A 14,220-nucleotide genomic window follows, 5' to 3' on the forward strand; every position below is an offset into this window, starting at 1 on the left:
AATCATGCTCCTTGGGCATGGGACGGTGTCTCTGCGGCCGGGCTCGAAGGACTCAGCCCTTCTGTGGCCGTTTCGGCGGCGGAGGTCCCGCCCTTGCGTGCGCGCCATGCGCCCCGCAACATCTCGTGCCACCTAGGACGCTTACTCGGTGGGACATGGTCCACACCGCCGAGCGACCACGGATTGCAGCGCAGGATGCGCCAGGCCGTGAGCGCTGTGCCCTTGATCGCGCCGTGCCGGTCTATGGCCGTATAGCCGTAGTGGGAGCACGACGGGTAGTACTTGCACACCGGGCCGAGCAATGGACTGATCGTCCACTGGTACAGCTTGATCAGCGCCAGCAGTGGGTACTTCATCGCGCGCCCCCTCCCAGCAGCCGCTGAACGGCGGCATCCAGGTCTTGGGCCAGCTGTGCATGGTCGGCGTCGCCCGCTCCGGGCAGCGCTCGTACGACTACCAGGCTACCGGGGGGAAACAGGGCGACTCGCTCGCGCATCAGATGACGGAGTCTGCGCTTCACCTTGTTGCGCACCACGGCGCCGCCCACCGCTTTGCTGACGACGAAACCCGCACGCGTCGGGGGAGCGCTCTCCCCTGGCGCGTGCGGGTCCGTGGCACCGCTACGAAAGTGGACGACGAGAAGCGGGCGGCCGGCCCGGCGACCCCGTCGTACCGCGGTCGCGAAGTCTTCGCGCCGCCTCAGCCGATGCTCGGTAGGCAGCACGACGTCATGACCTGATCGGGATCAGGCGGACAGGCTGGTGCGACCCTTGCCACGACGGTTCGCGAGAATCGCGCGACCGGCACGGGTACGCATCCGCAGGCGGAAGCCGTGGGTCTTGGCACGACGACGGTTGTTCGGCTGGAAGGTGCGCTTGCTCACGAGGGGGCTCCAGAAATAAATCGGTGGTGGCGGGTGCCGTCCTGGCTGTCACCGTGCGCCCACGAGTAGCTCGCAGTTACGCCCGAGTGCACCGCTTCCCGATCACCTAGAAGCGATCTGTGCCCATCGGAGGCAGGCGGCAGCAGCCATCGACAACTCGACCTGGTCACGGTACGCGGGGCTACGCCATCCGGTCAAACCAGCGGTCACGAGGAGACACTATCCACAGGCTGGGGACAACAACTTGAACCGCACCCGTCGCCCTGACTACCGTGGCTGGACTCCGATTCGTTCCTTTGTCCCCCGCCCCACACCTTTTTCCCGAGCGCCCCACCCGATGTACATCCCGTCCCGTCCGCGAACCACACGTTCGTGGGACCCGTGAGAGAGCGTGCCCTGTGGCTGACGTACCTGCCGATCTTGCCGCAGTGTGGCCACGAGTGCTGGAGCAACTTCTCGGTGAGGGGCGTGGGCAGGGTGTCGAGACCAAGGACGAGCACTGGATCCGGCGCTGCCAACCCCTGGCACTCGTCGCCGACACCGCCTTGCTCGCCGTACCGAACGAATTTGCGAAAGGCGTGCTCGAAGGCCGCCTCGCCCCGATCGTCAGCGAGACGCTGAGCCGCGAGTGCGGTCGGCCGATCCGCATCGCGATCACCGTCGACGACTCCGCGGGCGAGCCCCCCGGCCCGCCGGCACCCCCCGCCCAGCCACAGCGGCGCTACGAGGAACCCGAGCAGAGCCGGGACCCCTACGAGGGCGGCTACGGCCGTCATCGCGCAGAGCCGCTCGCGGGCGGCCCCGGCGACCAGCTGCCCACCGCCCGGCCCGCCTACCCGTCGGAGTACCAGCGCCCCGAGCCTGGCGCCTGGCCGCGGCCGGCGCAGGACGACTACGGCTGGCAGCAGCAGCGGCTCGGCTTCCCGGACCGGGACCCGTACGCGTCGCCTCCGCAGGACCAGTACGGACCGCCGTCCCAGGACCAGTACGGGGCACCGGCGAAGGACAAGTACGGTCCGCCGCAGGACTCGTACCAGTCGCAGCAGGACCAGTACGCGCCGCCGACGCAGGACTACCGCCCACAGTCGATGGAGCGTCCGTCCTACGAGCAGCAGCGCGCCGAGTACGAACAGTCGCGGGCCGAGTACGAGAAGTCCCGCGAGCACTACAACCAGCGCGACGCGCGACGCGACCTGTCCGACTCGCACTCGCCGTCCAACTCCGGGCATGTGCACCGCAGCGGTCCGGGGCCGCTGGGCTCGAAGCCCGCGCCGGCCGCGGGCCCGGGTGAGCCGACCGCGCGTCTGAACCCGAAGTACCTCTTCGACACCTTTGTCATCGGCGCCTCGAACCGGTTCGCGCACGCGGCCGCGGTCGCCGTCGCCGAGGCGCCCGCGAAGGCGTACAACCCCCTGTTCATCTATGGGGAGTCGGGGCTCGGCAAGACGCACCTGCTGCACGCGATCGGGCACTACGCGCGGAGCCTGTACCCCGGCACGCGCGTGCGGTACGTCAGCTCCGAGGAGTTCACCAACGAGTTCATCAACTCGATCCGCGACGGCAAGGGCGACAGCTTCCGCAAGCGGTACCGCGAGATGGACATCCTTCTTGTCGACGACATCCAGTTCCTCGCGGACAAGGAGTCGACGCAGGAGGAGTTCTTCCACACGTTCAACACGCTCCACAACGCGAACAAGCAGATCGTGCTCTCCAGCGACCGGCCGCCCAAGCAGCTGGTCACGCTGGAGGACCGGCTGCGGAACCGTTTCGAGTGGGGGCTGATCACCGATGTCCAGCCGCCCGAGCTGGAGACCCGTATCGCCATCCTTCGTAAGAAGGCGGTGCAGGAGCAGCTCAACGCCCCGCCCGAGGTCCTGGAGTTCATCGCCTCCCGCATCTCGCGCAACATCCGCGAGCTGGAGGGGGCGCTGATCCGGGTGACGGCGTTCGCGTCGCTCAACCGGCAACCGGTCGACCTCGGTCTCACCGAGATCGTCCTCAAGGACCTGATCCCGGGCGGCGAGGACTCCACACCGGAGATCACCGCGACGGCGATCATGGGAGCGACCGCCGACTACTTCGGCATCACGGTCGAGGACCTGTGCGGCAGTTCGCGCGGCCGCCAGCTGGTCACGGCCCGGCAGATCGCCATGTACGTGTGCCGCGAGCTGACCGATCTCTCCCTGCCGAAGATCGGCGCGCAGTTCGGCGGCCGCGACCACACCACGGTCATGCACGCCGACCGCAAGATCCGCGCGCTGATGGCCGAACGCCGCTCGATCTACAACCAGGTCACCGAACTGACCAACCGCATCAAGAACGGCTGACAGCCGCGGAGTTACGACACCAGAGCTACGACACCGAAGGGCGCCCCGGGATCTTCCCGGGGCGCCCTTCGGCTTGCCGGGAGGCGGTCGGTACGGCGCTCGGAGACGCCGGGAGGTGCTTCGGCGGGCGCAGGGAGAGGAGGGAGAGGGCGCGTCGGAGAGGCGGCGAAAGAGAGCATCCCGGAGGCGTGCGGAGGTGTCAGAGGCGTCCGGAGACGATCCGCGGCCGGTTCCGGACCTGCCTCGGAGCCATTCCGGAGCCACTCTGAAGCGTCCCGGAAGCCACTCTGAAGCGGTCCGCGGCCGATCCTCAGCCCGTCCGGAGCCCGTCCGGAGCCCGCCGTGAGCCGATCCGGCAGCCGCTCGCCCTCGTTTCAAACCCACGGACCGACCACCCGCTGTTCGAATACCCGCCGGGTTACGGCCGTCCTCCACAGATTCGGCGACTTTCTTCCGTCCACACCCTGGGGACTGAGAAGTTGTCCAGATCGTGTCCACAGGCGCCGCGAGTGCGGGACGATCAGACCAGGTCAGGTGCTTGTGGATTCGTGGACAAAAGATATCCACAGGCTGTGGACGGATCCTTGATCCCCAGCCTGTGGATCAAGTTGTCCACCGACAACCCACAGGCTGGAGCCGGTTGTCCCCAGCGATCTCCAGCTTCTCCACACCGCTGTCCACTGTTCGGCAACCCAACGCGCCACCTCACCGTGTCGAGTGAAAGGCGTCACACGAAGGTGCCGGGTTGGGCTGTGGGAAAGGCGGGTAAAGCTGGGGACGGCGCTGGGGAGAAGTGGCCCTCGGCTGTGCATGGGGTGTGCAGAACTTTCCGTTCTCCACAGAAACCCGAGGTTGTCCACCGCCGTCACCCACAGGGTCGGTGGACAAAATTCCCGCCCTGAGCTGCGAAAACGCGGTTATCCACGGTATCCACAGCCCCTACTACTACTAGCAACTAGAGAGAGCTGGGAAACCGTTTCGAAGCGGGGCCTGTGCACAACTCGCGCTTCGTCGCCCGACAGCCCCTCGTCACGACTTGACCCCGATAGGCACCTACTGTCAGTGCCGTGCGTCAGACTGTTCCCCGTGTCCTTCCCCTCACAGGGACCGACGACACCGAGACAGACGACGAAGCCAGGCAGGCCGAGAAGCGCCGGCAACAGCAGGAGGCGGCAACAGTGAAGATCCGGGTGGAACGCGACGTACTCGCGGAGGCAGTGGCCTGGGCGGCACGCAGCCTCCCGGCCCGTCCGCCGGCGCCGGTCCTCGCCGGCCTCCTGCTGAAGTCCGAGGAGGGGCAGCTGAGCCTGTCCAGCTTCGACTACGAGGTCTCCGCGCGCGTGTCGGTCGACGCGGAGGTCGAGGAGGAGGGCACGGTCCTCGTCTCCGGCCGACTGCTCGCCGACATCTGCCGCGCCCTCCCCAACCGGCCGGTGGAGATTTCCACAGACGGTGTACGGGCGACGGTGGTCTGCGGCTCCTCCCGCTTCACGCTGCACACACTGCCTGTGGAGGAGTACCCGGCGCTGCCGCAGATGCCGGGCGCGACCGGCACCGTCCCTGGTGAGGTGTTCGCCTCGGCGGCCGCCCAGGTGGCCATCGCCGCCGGCCGTGACGACACGCTGCCCGTCCTCACCGGTGTGCGCATCGAGATCGAGGGCGACACGGTGACGCTGGCGTCCACCGACCGCTACCGCTTCGCGGTCCGTGAGTTCCTGTGGAAGCCGGAGGACCCGGAGGCGTCCGCGGTCGCCCTGGTGCCCGCCAAGACGCTCCTGGACACCGCCAAGGCCCTCACGAGCGGCGACAGCGTCATCCTGGCGCTGTCCGGCTCGGGCGCGGGAGAGGGCCTCATCGGCTTCGAGGGCGCCGGGCGTCGTACGACGACCCGCCTCCTGGAGGGCGACCTCCCGAAGTACCGCTCGCTGTTCCCGACGGAGTTCAACACCATCGCGGTGATCGAGACCGCCCCCTTCGTTGAGGCCGTCAAGCGCGTCGCCCTGGTCGCCGAGCGCAACACCCCGGTGCGGCTGAGCTTCGAGCAGGGCGTGCTGATCCTGGAGGCCGGTTCCAGCGACGACGCACAGGCTGTGGAGCGCGTCGACGCGAACCTTGAGGGCGACGACGTGTCGATCGCCTTCAACCCGACGTTCCTGCTGGACGGCCTGAGCGCGATCGACTCCCCGGTGGCCCAGCTGTCCTTCACGACCTCCACCAAGCCCGCGCTGCTCAGTGGCAAGCCCGCCCTGGACGCCGAGGCGGACGAGGCCTACAAGTACCTGATCATGCCGGTTCGCCTCAGCGGCTGATCCGTACCCGACGAGAACACCGCAGGTCGGGGCATACCGCTCGGTACTTCTGAGCGCGTATGCCCACAGGTGTGCATGACCGTCCGGGTTTAGGCTCGGACACAGGTACGCAAGTGCCTTCATGCCACGTCGCACCCTAAGGAACAACTGATGGAGCTCGGTCTCGTCGGCCTCGGCAAGATGGGCGGCAACATGCGCGAGCGCATCCGCCGCGCAGGCCACACCGTCATCGGATACGACCGCAACCCGGACCTCGCCGATGTCCACAGCCTGGGCGAGCTTGTGGGCAAGCTCAAGGGCCCGCGCGTCGTGTGGGTGATGGTCCCGGCCGGTGCCCCGACCCAGGCGACCGTCGACGAGCTGGCCGGACTCCTGGAGCCCGGCGACGTCGTCGTGGACGGCGGCAACTCCCGCTGGACGGACGACGAGAAGCACGCCGAGGAGCTCGGGGCCAAGGGCATCGGCTTCGTCGACGCGGGCGTCTCAGGCGGCGTCTGGGGCCTCCAGAACGGCTACGCCCTGATGGTCGGCGGCGACGCCGAGAACATCGCGAAGGTCCAGCCCGTCTTCGACGCCCTCAAGCCCGAGGGTGACTTCGGCTTCGTGCACGCCGGCAAGGTCGGCGCGGGCCACTTCTCGAAGATGGTCCACAACGGCATCGAGTACGCGATGATGCAGGCCTATGCCGAGGGCTGGGAGCTGCTGGAGAAGGTCGACTCGGTGACGGACGTCCGCGAGGTCTTCCGCTCCTGGCAGGAGGGCACGGTCATCCGTTCCTGGCTGCTCGACCTGGCGGTCAACGCCCTGGACGGCGACGAGCACCTCGACAAGCTCAAGGGCTACGCCGAGGACTCCGGCGAGGGCCGCTGGACCGTAGAAGCGGCCATCGACAACGCCGTGCCGCTGCCCGCGATCACGGCCTCCCTCTTCGCGCGGTTCGCGTCGCGTCAGGAGGACTCGCCGCAGATGAAGATGATCGCGGCGCTGCGCAACCAGTTCGGCGGCCACGCGGTCGAGACGAAGTAGTCCACAACGACGAGGTAATCCACAGCTCCGCAGATCCACCGGCCGCGACCGGTGGATCCACAACCTGGGGGAGGTCGGCGAACGACCATGCACGTCACGCATCTGTCGCTGGCCGACTTCCGCTCGTACGCCGGGGTCGACGTCCCGCTCGACCCCGGCGTCACCGCGTTCGTCGGGCCCAACGGGCAGGGCAAGACCAACCTCGTAGAGGCCATCGGCTATCTCGCCACCCTGAGCAGTCACCGCGTCTCCTCCGACGCCCCGCTGGTCCGTATGGGCGCCGAACGCGCGATCATCCGGGCCCAGGTCAAGCAGGGCGAGCGGCAGCAGCTGGTCGAGCTGGAGCTGAACCCCGGCCGCGCCAACCGCGCCCGCATCAACCGGTCCTCGCAGGTCAGGCCCCGTGACGTGCTGGGCATCGTACGGACCGTGCTGTTCGCGCCCGAGGATCTCGCCCTGGTGAAGGGGGATCCCGGGGAGCGGCGGCGTTTTCTGGACGAGCTGATCACCGCGCGGTCCCCGCGTATGGCCGGGGTCCGTTCGGACTACGAGCGGGTGCTGAAGCAGCGCAACACCCTGCTGAAGTCGGCCGCGTTGGCACGGCGGCACGGCGGGCGGTCGATGGACCTGTCGACGCTCGACGTGTGGGATCAGCATCTCGCGCGCGTGGGGGCCGAGTTGCTCGCCCAGCGGCTCGATCTGATCGCCGCGGTCCAGCCCCTCGCCGACAAGGCGTACGAGCAACTCGCCCCCGGGGGCGGCCCGGTGGCCCTGGAGTACAAGCCGTCGGCGCCCGGTGAGGAACACACGCGTGAAGACCTCTACGAGCAGTTGATGGCGGCGATCGCGGAGGCGCGCAAGCAGGAGATCGAGCGGGGCGTCACCCTCGTAGGACCGCATCGGGACGATTTGGTTCTCAAACTCGGTCAGTTGCCCGCCAAAGGGTACGCCTCGCACGGGGAGTCCTGGTCGTACGCGCTGGCGTTGCGGCTCGCGTCGTACGACCTGCTCCGGGGTGAGGGCAATGAGCCGGTGCTCGTGCTCGACGACGTGTTCGCGGAGCTGGACACGCGGCGTCGGGAGCGGCTGGCCGAGCTGGTGGCGCCCGGTGAGCAGGTGCTGGTGACGGCCGCGGTCGACGACGATGTGCCGCACGTGCTGGCGGGGACGCGGTACAGCGTCGCGGAGGGGGCGGTGGAGCGCGTATGACGACCGATCAGCCCCCGGCCGGGGAACCCGCGCCCAAGAAGGCCGCCGAGCCCTCCGGCGTCGACCTCGCGCGCGTGGCGTTGCGCGCGGCGAAGGAACAGGCACGCGCGCGTGGGGACGCGGCGCAGCAGAAGAAGCAGGCGCGGCGCGGCGGCCTGCGCTCCGGCGCGCGCGCCGACGGCCGCGACCCGATGGCCCTCGGTGCTGCGATCAACCGGCTGCTGAACGAGCGCGGCTGGGAGACGCCGGCCGCGGTGGGCGGAGTGATGGGCCGCTGGCCGCAGATCGTCGGCGAGGATCTGGCCAATCACTGCGTCCCGGAGAAGTACGACGAGGACGAGCGGGTCCTGATCGTGCGCTGCGATTCGACGGCCTGGGCGACCAATCTGCGCCTCCTCGCCCCCCAATTGGTGGCCCGGCTGAACGAGGACCTGGGGCACGGCACGGTGAAGCTCCTCAAGGTGAACGGCCCCGGTGGCCCGCCCCGTCGCTACGGTCCCCTGCGCGCTCCCGGCAGCACGGGTCCCGGCGACACCTATGGGTGACTGACATCACAGTGCGGGCTCCGGCGGGTGAACGGACGCGGTTGCGAATACCGACCTGACCCTTGAGTAGCAAAGGGTTGACACCCGGAAGCGCTGAGTGCCTCCGTGAGCCTCTTTGAGCCCCGTTCCGCATATGGGGAGTCGGGAGAGACCGGTTGAGGGCGGCACATGAGGACTCAGGTACCGGCAAACCCCCATCCATGTCGGCGCTACCGGTAGACTGGAAGCAATCCCGCCCCACTTGTGGGACAGACACCGAGCAACGCTGACTAAGGCTTACCAACGCAACACGCCGCAGCCGCTCCGGCCACCAGCCTGAGCCTGGCTTGTGCTGTGCCAGAAAGGGCGCTTCGTGGCCGATTCCGGCAACCCCAACGAGAACATCCCGTCCACCGACGCCGGCGCCAACGGCGGGGCTCACACCTCGAACGGCGAGGTCACCGCCTCGTACGACGCCAGCGCCATCACCGTCCTCGAGGGTCTGGACGCGGTCCGCAAGCGACCCGGTATGTACATCGGCTCGACCGGCGAGCGCGGCCTGCACCACCTCGTGCAGGAAGTCGTCGACAACTCCGTCGACGAGGCGCTGGCCGGCCACGCGGACACGATCGACGTCACGATCCTTCACGACGGTGGCGTGCGCGTCATCGACAACGGCCGCGGCATCCCGGTGGGCATCGTCCCGTCCGAGGGCAAGCCGGCCGTCGAGGTCGTGCTGACGGTGCTGCACGCGGGCGGCAAGTTCGGGGGCGGCGGTTACGCGGTCTCCGGCGGTCTGCACGGCGTGGGCGTGTCCGTGGTCAACGCGCTGTCCAGCAAGGTCACGGTCGAGGTCAGGACCGACGGCTACCGCTGGACGCAGGACTACAAGCTGGGCGTTCCGACCGCCCCGCTCGCGCAGCACGAGGCCACGGACGAGACCGGTACGTCGGTCACCTTCTGGGCCGACCCGGACGTCTTCGAGACCACCGAGTACTCCTTCGAGACGCTCTCGCGGCGCTTCCAGGAGATGGCGTTCCTCAACAAGGGTTTGACCATCAAACTCACTGACGAGCGCGAGTTGGCGAAGGCCACGGCCGGTGCCGACGAGGCGGGTGCGGACGAGAAGGACGAAGTCAAGACCGTCACGTACCACTACGAGGGCGGCATCGTCGATTACGTGACGTACCTCAACTCCCGCAAGGGAGACGTGGTGCACCCGACCGTCATCGACCTGGAGGCGGAGGACAAGGACAAGAGCCTGTCCCTCGAGGTCGCGATGCAGTGGAACAGCGGTTACAGCGAGGGTGTGTACTCCTTCGCCAACATCATCCACACGCATGAGGGTGGTACGCACGAAGAGGGCTTCCGGGCCGCGCTGACGTCACTGATCAACAAGTACGCGCGCGACAAGAAGCTGCTCCGCGAGAAGGACGACAACCTCACGGGCGACGACATCCGCGAGGGTCTGACCGCGATCATCTCGGTGAAGCTGGCCGAGCCGCAGTTCGAGGGCCAGACCAAGACCAAGCTCGGCAACACCGAAGCGAAGACCTTCGTACAGAAGGCGGTCTACGAGCACCTCAACGACTGGCTGGACCGCAACCCGAACGAGGCCTCGGACATCATCCGCAAGGGCATCCAGGCGGCCACCGCGCGCGTGGCGGCCCGCAAGGCCCGCGACCTCACCCGTCGCAAGGGGCTCCTGGAGACCGCGTCCCTGCCGGGCAAGCTGTCCGACTGCCAGTCGAACGACCCCACCAAGTGCGAGATCTTCATCGTCGAGGGTGACTCCGCCGGCGGCTCGGCCAAGTCCGGCCGGAACCCGCAGTACCAGGCGATCCTCCCGATCCGAGGAAAGATCCTCAACGTCGAGAAGGCCAGGATCGACAAGATCCTGCAGAACCAGGAGATCCAGGCACTGATCTCCGCCTTCGGCACCGGAGTCCACGAGGACTTCGACATCGCCAGGCTGCGCTATCACAAGATCATTCTGATGGCGGACGCCGACGTCGACGGTCAGCACATCAGCACCCTGCTGCTGACCTTCCTGTTCCGCTTCATGCGGCCGCTGGTCGAGGCCGGGCACGTGTTCCTGTCGCGTCCCCCGCTCTACAAGATCAAGTGGGGCCGTGACGACTTCGAGTACGCGTACTCGGACCGCGAGCGCGACGCCCTGATCGAGCTGGGCCGGCAGAGCGGCAAGCGCATCAAGGAAGACTCGATCCAGCGCTTCAAGGGTCTCGGCGAGATGAACGCCGAGGAGCTGCGCATCACCACGATGGACCAGGAGCACCGCGTCCTCGGCCAGGTCACCCTGGACGACGCCGCGCAGGCCGACGACCTGTTCTCGGTCCTCATGGGCGAGGACGTCGAGGCACGCCGCCAGTTCATCCAGCGCAACGCCAAGGACGTCCGCTTCCTCGACATCTGAGTCGGTCTCAGCTGACCGCATCAGGAAGGATCTTCACCAGCAATGGCCGACGAGAACACTCCTAGTACGCCTGAAGAGGGCGTCATCGCTCAGCGTGTCGAGCCCGTAGGGCTTGAGACCGAGATGCAGCGCTCGTACCTCGACTACGCGATGTCCGTCATCGTGTCGCGAGCCCTGCCCGACGTCCGTGACGGCCTCAAGCCCGTCCACCGCCGCGTCCTGTACGCCATGTACGACGGCGGCTACCGGCCCGAGAAGGGCTTCTACAAGTGCGCCCGTGTCGTCGGCGACGTCATGGGCAACTACCACCCGCACGGCGACTCCTCGATCTACGACGCGCTGGTCCGCCTCGCGCAGCCGTGGTCGATGCGGATGCCGCTGGTGGACTCGAACGGCAACTTCGGCTCTCCGGGCAACGACCCCGCCGCCGCCATGCGCTACACCGAGTGCAAGCTGGCGCCGCTGTCCATGGAGATGGTCCGTGACATCGACGAGGACACCGTCGACTTCACGGACAACTACGACGGCCGCTCCCAGGAGCCGACCGTCCTGCCGGCCCGCTTCCCGAACCTGCTGATCAACGGCTCGGCGGGCATCGCGGTCGGCATGGCCACCAACATCCCGCCGCACAACCTCCGTGAGGTCGCGGCGGGCGCCCAGTGGTGCCTGGAGAACCCCGAGGCCTCGCACGAGGAGCTGCTGGACGCGCTGATCGAGCGCATCAAGGGCCCCGACTTCCCGACCGGCGCGCTCGTCGTCGGCCGTAAGGGCATCGAGGAGGCGTACCGCACCGGGCGCGGCTCGATCACCATGCGCGCGGTCGTCGAGGTCGAGGAGATCCAGAACCGCCAGTGCCTGGTGGTCACCGAACTCCCCTACCAGACCAACCCCGACAACCTCGCGCAGAAGATCGCCGACCTGGTGAAGGACGGCAAGGTCGGCGGCATCGCGGACGTCCGCGACGAGACGTCGTCCCGTACCGGCCAGCGCCTCGTCATCGTCCTCAAGAGGGACGCGGTCGCCAAGGTCGTACTGAACAACCTCTACAAGCACACGGACCTTCAGTCGAACTTCAGCGCCAACATGCTGGCCCTGGTCGACGGTGTGCCGAGGACCCTCTCCCTGGACGCGTTCATCCGGCACTGGGTGGCGCACCAGATCGAGGTCATCGTCCGACGGACGAAGTTCCGGCTGCGCAAGGCCGAGGAGCGGGCGCACATCCTGCGCGGCCTTCTGAAGGCCCTGGACGCCATCGACGAGGTCATCGCGCTGATCCGGCGCAGCGACACCGTGGAGATCGCGCGCACGGGCCTGATGGCCCTCCTGGAGATCGACGAGATCCAGGCGAACGCCATCCTGGAGATGCAGCTCCGCCGACTGGCCGCCCTGGAGCGCCAGAAGATCGTCCAGGAGCACGACGAACTCCAGGCGAAGATCACCGAGTACAACGCGATCCTGGCCTCCCCGGTCCGTCAGCGCGGCATCGTCAGCGAGGAACTCGCCGCGATCGTCGAGAAGTTCGGCGACGACCGCAAGACGATGCTGGTGCCCTTCGACGGCGACATGTCCATGGAGGACCTGATCGCCGAAGAGGACATCGTCGTCACCATCTCGCGCGGCGGCTACGTCAAGCGCACCAAGGCGGACGACTACCGCTCCCAGAAGCGCGGCGGCAAGGGCGTACGCGGCACGAAGCTCAAGGAAGACGACATCGTCGACCACTTCTTCGTGTCGACCACCCACCACTGGCTGCTGTTCTTCACCAACAAGGGCCGCGTCTACCGCGCGAAGGCGTACGAACTCCCCGACGCCGGCCGGGACGCGCGCGGGCAGCACGTGGCGAACCTGCTCGCCTTCCAGCCGGACGAGGCGATCGCCGAGATCCTCGCGATCCGCGACTACGAAGCGGCGCCCTACCTGGTCCTCGCCACCAAGGGCGGCCTGGTCAAGAAGACGCCTCTGAAGGATTACGATTCGCCCCGCTCCGGCGGTGTCATCGCGATCAACCTCCGTGAGACGGAGGACGGTTCCGACGACGAACTGATCGGCGCCGAACTCGTCTCGAACGAGGACGATCTGCTGCTGATCAGCAAGAAGGCACAGTCGATCAGGTTCACGGCCACGGATGACGCGTTGCGCCCCATGGGGCGGGCGACCTCCGGTGTCAAGGGCATGAGTTTCCGCGAGGGTGACCAGCTTCTCTCGATGAATGTTGTTCGACCCGGTACGTTCGTGTTCACTGCCACAGACGGCGGGTACGCGAAGCGGACCGCCGTCGACGAGTACCGCGTCCAGGGTCGCGGCGGCCTGGGTATCAAGGCCGCCAAGATCGTCGAGGACCGCGGTTCTCTCGTCGGCGCGCTGGTGGTCGAGGAGACCGACGAGATCCTCGCCATCACGCTGTCCGGCGGTGTGATTCGTACGCGAGTCAACGAGGTCAGGGAGACGGGCCGTGACACCATGGGCGTCCAACTGATCAACCTGGGCAAGCGCGATGCCGTCGTCGGTATCGCTCGTAACGCCGAGGCGGGATCCGAGGCGGAGGAAGTCGTCGGCGACGAAGCCGTCGACGAGACCGCCGAGGGTGTCGCGACCACCGGCACGGACGAGGGTGACGCACCCTCGGTCGAGTAGCACGAGGAGAGAGTCATCGTGAGCGGAGCCACGGGCGCCGGATCGACCGGTACGGACACGGACGGCGGCGGCCGTGGCTCCGCCGCGAACACGACAGATCCGCACACGACCCAACTGCGTGCGATCGACGTGAAGAAGACGGACTCGCACGCGCCCGACTCGCATGGATCCCAGGGGGGAACTGTGATGGACACCCGAGGTCCGCAGACCCAGCAGCAGTCGGCCGGTGCGGGCCCGGCCGCGCCCGGCGCCAAGGCTCCGGCCCAGGGCCAGGCGCCGGCGCAGCCCGCCGCACCGCCGACGGCGTCCCCGCTGCCGGGTTCGCCCCTGCCGGGGGAGCGTCAGCCGCAGCAGGCGGCGGGGCCGTACCACCCGCCGCAGGCCTACCCCACGCAGGCGCCCGCCGCCGCCCAGAGCGGTGCCGTACGGCGTCCGCGCACGGGGGCGCGCACCGCGCCGCGCACCCGTAAGGCGCGGCTGCGGGTGGCCAAGGCCGACCCGTGGTCGGTGATGAAGGTCAGCTTCCTGCTCTCCATCGCGCTGGGCATCTGCACGGTGGTGGCGTCCGCGGTGCTGTGGATGGTCATGGACGCGATGGGGGTCTTCTCGACGGTCGGCGGCACGATCTCGGAGGCGACCGGCTCGAACGAGTCGAACGGCTTCGACCTGCAGTCCTTCCTGTCCCTCCCGCACGTCCTGACGTTCTCGGGGATCATCGCGGTCATCGACGTCGTCCTGGCGACGGCCCTCGCGACGCTCGGCGCGTTCATCTACAACCTCTCCGCCGGCTTCGTCGGCGGCATCGAGCTGACGCTCGCCGAGGACGAGTGAGAAGACGCGTGAACGCGGGTTGAAACCCCTGTCGACGGTCCTG

The 14,220-nt window shown here is 68.0% G+C and carries 11 protein-coding genes; 8 read left to right on the forward strand and 3 right to left on the reverse strand.

The window, feature by feature from the left end; all coding sequences use genetic code 11:
* Nucleotides 1-2: 2 nt before the first annotated feature.
* The 3 genes from yidD to rpmH are packed head-to-tail and all read right to left on the reverse strand — an operon-like array spanning nucleotide 3 to nucleotide 883.
* Nucleotides 3-356, reverse strand: a complete 354-nt coding sequence (gene yidD / locus SPR02S_RS59755; RefSeq protein WP_078622776.1) for a membrane protein insertion efficiency factor YidD — start codon at nucleotides 354-356, stop codon at nucleotides 3-5.
* Nucleotides 353-724: a ribonuclease P protein component gene (rnpA, locus tag SPR02S_RS59760; RefSeq protein ID WP_078532680.1), complete on the reverse strand. Its 372-nt coding sequence runs from the start codon at nucleotides 722-724 to the stop codon at nucleotides 353-355. The genes yidD and rnpA overlap by 4 nt, the downstream gene beginning before the upstream one ends.
* 21 nt (nucleotides 725-745) lie before the next feature.
* Complete coding sequence (gene rpmH, locus SPR02S_RS01465; RefSeq protein WP_019055154.1) at nucleotides 746-883, reverse strand: 50S ribosomal protein L34; 138 nt, start codon at nucleotides 881-883, stop codon at nucleotides 746-748.
* A gap of 398 nt (nucleotides 884-1,281) precedes the next feature.
* On the opposite strand from rpmH, the gene dnaA reads away from it, so the two are divergent.
* From dnaA to SPR02S_RS01505, 8 genes are all read left to right on the forward strand, one after another.
* Nucleotides 1,282-3,210: a chromosomal replication initiator protein DnaA gene (gene dnaA / locus SPR02S_RS01470; RefSeq protein ID WP_078622777.1), complete on the forward strand. Its 1,929-nt coding sequence runs from the start codon at nucleotides 1,282-1,284 to the stop codon at nucleotides 3,208-3,210.
* Between the two features lie 1,178 nt (nucleotides 3,211-4,388).
* Nucleotides 4,389-5,519 carry a DNA polymerase III subunit beta gene (gene dnaN, locus SPR02S_RS01475; protein ID WP_019055156.1) on the forward strand — a complete coding sequence of 377 codons (1,131 nt, stop codon included), beginning with the start codon at nucleotides 4,389-4,391 and terminating at the stop codon, nucleotides 5,517-5,519.
* 150 nt (nucleotides 5,520-5,669) lie between these two features.
* The gene (gene gnd, locus SPR02S_RS01480; RefSeq protein WP_019055157.1) at nucleotides 5,670-6,545 is read left to right on the forward strand and encodes a phosphogluconate dehydrogenase (NAD(+)-dependent, decarboxylating); all 876 of its coding nucleotides are present in this window, start codon (nucleotides 5,670-5,672) and stop codon (nucleotides 6,543-6,545) included.
* Nucleotides 6,546-6,632: 87 nt separating this feature from the next.
* Nucleotides 6,633-7,754: a DNA replication/repair protein RecF gene (recF, locus tag SPR02S_RS01485; RefSeq protein WP_019055158.1), complete on the forward strand. Its 1,122-nt coding sequence runs from the start codon at nucleotides 6,633-6,635 to the stop codon at nucleotides 7,752-7,754.
* Nucleotides 7,751-8,299 carry a DciA family protein gene (locus SPR02S_RS01490; RefSeq protein WP_019055159.1) on the forward strand — a complete coding sequence of 183 codons (549 nt, stop codon included), beginning with the start codon at nucleotides 7,751-7,753 and terminating at the stop codon, nucleotides 8,297-8,299. The genes recF and SPR02S_RS01490 overlap by 4 nt, the downstream gene beginning before the upstream one ends.
* A 352-nt stretch (nucleotides 8,300-8,651) precedes the next feature.
* Entirely contained in the window at nucleotides 8,652-10,712 is a 2,061-nt protein-coding gene (gyrB, locus tag SPR02S_RS01495) for a DNA topoisomerase (ATP-hydrolyzing) subunit B (protein WP_174447512.1), read from the forward strand.
* 42 nt (nucleotides 10,713-10,754) lie between these two features.
* Nucleotides 10,755-13,346 carry a DNA gyrase subunit A gene (gene gyrA / locus SPR02S_RS01500; RefSeq protein WP_026150114.1) on the forward strand — a complete coding sequence of 864 codons (2,592 nt, stop codon included), beginning with the start codon at nucleotides 10,755-10,757 and terminating at the stop codon, nucleotides 13,344-13,346.
* A gap of 18 nt (nucleotides 13,347-13,364) precedes the next feature.
* Nucleotides 13,365-14,177 carry a DUF3566 domain-containing protein gene (locus tag SPR02S_RS01505; RefSeq protein WP_019055162.1) on the forward strand — a complete coding sequence of 271 codons (813 nt, stop codon included), beginning with the start codon at nucleotides 13,365-13,367 and terminating at the stop codon, nucleotides 14,175-14,177.
* Nucleotides 14,178-14,220 lie beyond the last annotated feature (43 nt).

This window comes from Streptomyces prunicolor NBRC 13075 (genome assembly GCF_000367365.1).
Lineage (GTDB): Bacteria > Actinomycetota > Actinomycetes > Streptomycetales > Streptomycetaceae > Streptomyces > Streptomyces prunicolor.

What these genes read in the sequence shown, in the direction of transcription:
- yidD (WP_078622776.1), bottom strand. Translation starts at nt 356, where the DNA reads ATGAAGTACCCACTGCTGGCGCTGATCAAGCTGTACCAGTGGACGATC.
- gnd (WP_019055157.1), top strand. Translation starts at nt 5,670, where the DNA reads ATGGAGCTCGGTCTCGTCGGCCTCGGCAAGATGGGCGGCAACATGCGC.
- recF (WP_019055158.1), top strand. Translation starts at nt 6,633, where the DNA reads ATGCACGTCACGCATCTGTCGCTGGCCGACTTCCGCTCGTACGCCGGG.
- SPR02S_RS01490 (WP_019055159.1), top strand. Translation starts at nt 7,751, where the DNA reads ATGACGACCGATCAGCCCCCGGCCGGGGAACCCGCGCCCAAGAAGGCC.
- gyrA (WP_026150114.1), top strand. Translation starts at nt 10,755, where the DNA reads ATGGCCGACGAGAACACTCCTAGTACGCCTGAAGAGGGCGTCATCGCT.